Source organism: Mesobacillus sp. (assembly GCF_049588175.1).
Lineage (GTDB): Bacteria > Bacillota > Bacilli > Bacillales > Cytobacillaceae > Mesobacillus.
Map to the genome: position 1 here is coordinate 1 of NZ_JBAVFI010000269.1, position 5480 is coordinate 5480.

Here is a 5480-nt window from a genome sequence, read left to right on the forward strand (position 1 = left end):
GTAAAGCACTGGGGGTCTGACCCCCAATGGAGTAATGCGGTGATGGAATAGAGATGTTGGCTTCTAAGGGCCTATTGTTTTGATTTTTTCGGCTGCTATTGCTGTTTGGTTTACGTATGCTGCGATGGTTTGGTTGTCGTCGTTGAGTGTCTCGATGGTTGCGTTCATTTCTTCGAGTCCTGCTGTTGCTTGTTCGATTATGGCTGCTAGTTCTCGAGTGGATGCTTCGACGTCGCCTGTCTGGTGTTTCACGTCACTTACCGTTAATTCGAACTGATCAAATTGATTGGTAAGCTCGCGCAGTGTGCTGCTGACTTCAAAGAAAAAGCCTGAGACTTCGTCTGCTGCAGTTCTGCTTTCTGCAAGCTTCTCACTGCTGTCATTCATTTTCTCAAGGGCAGCCGAGTTTGTTTCATTAACAGCTGTGAGATTTTCGGTGATATGCAATGCTGTTTCCTTTGTCATTTCAGCCAGCTTGCGAATTTCGTTGGCGACAACGGAGAAGCCTTTGCCAGCCTCGCCAGCGCGTGCTGCTTCAATCGAAGCATTCAGCGCAAGCAGATTTGTTTGCTCGGTGATATTTCGAATGTTGACGATGAAGCCGTTTGTTTCCTCAATTTTTTTCGTAAGCATGGAGAACGTTTGGCTAAGTTCAGAAATCGATCCGGCAAGCTCCTTCATGTCTCCCTGCAGTTCCCCAATTTTATGCGAGCCGTTTTCAGAAGCCTTGGCAGCCTGCAAGGTATTATCAGAAAGCAACACGGACATCTCGGACATTTCGTCCATCCTCTGTCTCGTCATTTCTGCATTTTCAGAGATTTGGCTGATTTGTTCTGTTTGAACCTGGCTTCCAGCTGAAATTTCGTTTACCGCTATTTTCATTTCCGTTTGAGAAGATAAATGGGTTTGAATCTGGCCGTTTATTTTACCAAGACTTTCAGTCACAATGAGAAGCTCATTATGCAGCAATGAGCTATGTTCCTCTTTACGGGCTTTTTCCTTTTCTGAATCTGCCAAGAACGTCTCAAGCGACTTGTAGGTGTTCCGGTTCAATCGAATTAAAACGAACAACACTGCACCAAGCAGTATGTAGCAAAGCAGGATTGCAGCAAAGTTTGTGCTTAAGAAATCAACATTTTCCGTTGCTGTGAGGGTGTTCATGACAACTCCAGCTAATCCTAAAGTAAATCCTATTACAAAAATTTTTGTATCGAAGTGGATGGCTGCAAAGACCGCCAGGAACAGTAGGACTAACAAGAATGCCCCGTTGCCGCCAAATTGGCCAATGTATATAAAATGATGAAGATATATAACTGCAAGAGCTGCGTATGGAAAAAAAGATTCTTTCTTAAACAAAACTTGTAAAATGATATAACTTAGTACAAAAAATAGTAATTCACTTCCATAAACCATTGTTTTTAAAAATGGTTCTTTTTCAATAATGGTATATGCTGTTGTCGCCAGCAAAGATACGGAGTAGGTGCTGAGCATCAAGGTGTTTTTCTTTCTCGTATCCTGCCTGCGGAGATTTTCAATAGCCTCCACGATAAATCCTCCTCTGAAGATAAGTGTCTTTACATATGTTATATCGGAATAAAGTTCCATGTCGTTAATCTGTTCATCAAAAATATTTTTTACCTATCCATTTTGATAAAATCCCTTCTTACCTCTTAAAATTTCTGAAATTGTGTCGAAATAAAAAGAGATACTTGATTACAGTTTAAAAAGTTCGACATAGAAATAGATGCATAGCAGACAGGGGAGTCGTAAATGGATAAGTCGTCGATTATAGGTGTCATTTTAGCGATTATAGCTGTAGGAGTTGGGATGGTCTTCAAAGGAGTAAGCCCAAGCGCACTCGTGAATCCAGCAGCAATCTTGATCATAATTGTAGGAACAGTAGCAGCTGTAACAATAGCTTTTCCAGCAAATGAACTTAAAAAAGTGCCTAAGCTATTCGGAATTTTATTTAAGGAAAAAGAAACGGTGGATCTACCTGCTTTAATCCGTTTATTCTCTGAATGGGCTCAGCTTGCCAGAAAAGAAGGGCTGCTGGCGCTTGAAGCAAAGACAAGCGAAGTGGATGATGAATTCTTGAAGAATGGCTTATCGCTTGCAGTGGATGGGCAAAGTGCAGATTATATCAGAGATGTTTTGACTGAAGAAGTGGAAGCCATGGAAGAGCGCCATCTATCAGGCGCAGCCATTTTTACACAGGCTGGCACTTATGCTCCTACACTTGGAGTCCTTGGCGCAGTTGTAGGTTTGATTGCAGCGTTGAGCCATATGGATAATACGGACGAGTTAGGAAGAGCGATCAGTGCAGCTTTCGTAGCGACATTGCTTGGTATTTTTACCGGTTATGTATTGTGGCATCCATTCGCTAATAAATTGAAACGCAAATCGAAGCAGGAATCAAAAGTAAAATATATGATGATTGAAGGAATCTTATCAATCCTTGAAGGGGAAGCGCCAAGAGTGATCGAACAGAAGCTTGCCTCCTATCTGCCGGCAGGGGAACGAAAACGAATCCTTGAAGAAAGCAGTGTGGCGAAGGATGAGTAGGAGAAAGAAGAAGGAGCATCATGAGGATCATATGGATGAATCTTGGCTGATTCCTTATGCCGACTTGCTTACACTCCTGCTGGCGCTGTTTATCGTTTTGTTTGCGATGAGTTCGGTTGATGCCGTGAAATTCCAAATGCTATCAAAAGCATTTAATGATGTGTTTTCAGGGGGGACGGGTGTGTTTGAATTCCAAAGCCCAATGCCAGAAGGACAGATGGAATCTCCTGATGAACGCAAAGAAGATGTCGAGAAGAATGATCAGAAGGCTGAGGCAGCGAAGGATCAAATGGAACTGATGGAGCTGCAAAAGAAGGTCAATTCGTATATTGAGGATAAAAAGCTTAAAGATAAGCTTAACACCTCTTTAACAGATGAGGGCCTGCTTTTGACGATAAGGGACAATGTCCTGTTTGAATCGGGAAGGGCAGAAGTCCGGTCCACAGATATGAACATCGCGAACGAAATCGCTGATTTGCTGATCATGGAGCCGCCGCGGAATATCATTATCAGCGGACATACAGATAATGTCCCAATCAAGAATGCGCGTTATGAATCGAACTGGGAACTGAGCGTCATGCGTGCGGTAGAATTTATGAAAATTATTTTGAAAAATGAAAAGCTTGACCCGCGCTGGTTCAGTGCAAAGGGTTTTGGCGAATTTCAGCCAGTGGCTACGAATGAAACAGCAGAAGGAAAAGCAAGGAATCGAAGGGTAGAGATTCTAATCCTGCCTCGCACAAGCAATAATCCAGAGTAATAGGAAGGCCGTCATCATTTAATTGGTGACGGTTTTTTGTTTAATATTTTTATTTTATGCTATTTTCATAATTTTGGATTTTTGCTATGATTTAGGAATCTAACCTTATGAGGTAAATAATATGAATAAAAAACTTAAAAGCTATTATCGGCAATTCCACCCGATTGTCTGGGTTCTGCTATGCGGGACAGTGCTCGCGAGGGGTTCAGCATTCGCTACACTTCCGTTCCTGGCCATTTATTTATCCAGGAATCTGGATTTACACCCTGTGCTGATCGGTTTAACCATTGGAATCAGTCCTTTGGCCGGAGTGGTCGGGGGATTTTTAGGAGGGCATTTGTCTGATCGTTTCGGACGAAAGCCCGTCATGATGGGTTCTCTCTTCTCAATGTCACTTATTTATTTTGGTTTTATGATTGCGGAAACACCGGTATGGTTCATCGTTTTAAACGCGCTGAATGGACTCTCTGGTTCATTTTTTGAGCCGTCAGGGCAGGCCCTGATAGCTGATTTGACGGAAAAAAGCAAGAGAATGCGGGCCTTCTCATTACGCTATACGGCTATCAATATTGGTGCTTCCGTCGGACCGCTGCTAGGCGCTTATCTTGCCGTTGTTTCAGCAAAGTCAGCCTTCATGGTCACAGGAATCATGTATTTCATTTATGCATTGATTTTTTCAGGAATGATGAAAAAGTACAACGTAGGCAATCGTGTGAGTGAAGGGGCAGCAAAGGTTACGATTGCGAGCTCCTTAAGGATTATTGGAAAAGACAAAGCCTTACTATATTTAGTGCTTGGAAGCATCATTATCAATTTCGGATACTCGCAAATTGAATCCAATGTGCCTCAGTATTTGGAATCTTCACTTGCAAACGGGGTCTTCGTTTATTCAGTGATGCTGTCCATAAATGCGGTTATGGTCGTGATTCTGCAAATGCCAATCAGTCATTTCGCAGAACGTTTCAAAACGATGCAGGTCATGATGGCTGGAGCCGTCTTTCTGTCTGTCGGGATGATGACATTTGGATTTGTTTCTGGCTGGTACACAGCCATACTGGCTATTTTGTTCGTAACAATTGGGGAAATACTAATCTTTCCTTCAAGCAGCTATCTCGTTGATCAGCTGGCGACAGATGAATTAAGAGGGACTTATTTTGGGGCTGCCCAGTTCCGCAAGCTTGGCCATTTCATTGGACCAATTGCAGGTGGCTTCTTATTAAAGGAGGCTGGCGGCACTGTCTTATTCTCAGTGATTGCCGTTGCGGTTCTTGGAAGCATCTTATTCTTTGTACAAGGGAACAAGGTTTTTGTGAAAACTTCCCCAGCTATTGTAAAAAATTAATATGAAAAAGCAGGATTCTTTGGAATCCTGCTTTTTTGCCCTTAAAAATGAGTCTTATAGGATCTTATTCTCTGAAGGCAGCGCAATACATTTTATCTGCAAAAAATACCTGGTTATTCCACGAGTATCAAACTTGAATTCTTAAAAAATATATCTCCCCGTGAAAAATTCCTGTATTTAATTCGTGCACCAATCATTCCGCTTCCTGCTCAACAGGATCAGGCTGGCACATTTTATCCACAGTGAATCCAATTACAAGCATCATCGCGATTGGAATGGAGAAGTTTAAAATATGAACAATCGTCATGTCCATGTCCTCCTAATGAAATGATAAGTCTTGCATAGTATTTACATTATATTCTAATTGTCACAAAATAGTCACAATTTACTAATGGCGCTTACGCTTTTTTCAATAAAGTTGTGTATATTCTGACAAAGGTATAAGATTTGAGTATAGGCTAGTATTTGGAAATAGCGAGGTGCGCAGCATGAACGAAAAAGAGGCGCTGATTTTAAAACTGATTAAAGAAGATCCTTTTATCTCACAAAGCGATTTAGCCGTGAAGACAGATTTGTCGCGTGCAGAGGTTGCAGGCTATATTTCATCTTTAATTAAACAAGGAAAAATACTTGGCCGAGCTTATATCCTGCCTGAAAAACGTCAGGTATTGTGCGTAGGCGGGGCAAATATCGACAGGAAAATCTGGTCGAAAAGCCAGCTGGAGCTTGGTACCTCAAACCCTGCTGAGAGTTCTAAATCATGCGGCGGTGTTGCAAGGAATATTGGCGAAAACCTGGGAAGGCTCGGAAGCG

Annotated in this window: 5 protein-coding genes; 4 read left to right on the top strand and 1 reads right to left on the bottom strand. The window is 42.2% G+C overall.

What is annotated here, in order from left to right; translation table 11 throughout:
- Window positions 1-63 precede the first annotated feature (63 nt).
- Window positions 64-1545, bottom strand: coding sequence for a methyl-accepting chemotaxis protein (locus WB217_RS06555; protein ID WP_423991793.1), 1482 nt, complete (start codon window positions 1543-1545; stop codon window positions 64-66).
- 225 nt (window positions 1546-1770) lie between these two features.
- Between WB217_RS06555 and motA the strand changes: the two genes are divergently transcribed.
- From motA to WB217_RS06575, 4 genes are all read left to right on the top strand, one after another.
- Window positions 1771-2565, top strand: coding sequence for a flagellar motor stator protein MotA (motA, locus tag WB217_RS06560; protein ID WP_423991795.1), 795 nt, complete (start codon window positions 1771-1773; stop codon window positions 2563-2565).
- The gene (gene motB / locus WB217_RS06565; protein WP_423991797.1) at window positions 2558-3325 is read left to right on the top strand and encodes a flagellar motor protein MotB; all 768 of its coding nucleotides are present in this window, start codon (window positions 2558-2560) and stop codon (window positions 3323-3325) included. Before motA ends, motB begins: the two co-directional genes overlap by 8 nt.
- Window positions 3326-3446: 121 nt before the next feature.
- Window positions 3447-4667 (top strand): MDR family MFS transporter, encoded by a 1221-nt coding sequence (locus WB217_RS06570; protein WP_423991799.1) that lies wholly within the window; start codon window positions 3447-3449, stop codon window positions 4665-4667.
- Between the two features lie 488 nt (window positions 4668-5155).
- Window positions 5156-5480 (top strand): winged helix-turn-helix transcriptional regulator (locus WB217_RS06575; RefSeq protein ID WP_423991801.1); only part of this gene is annotated, 325 nt, incomplete at its 3' end.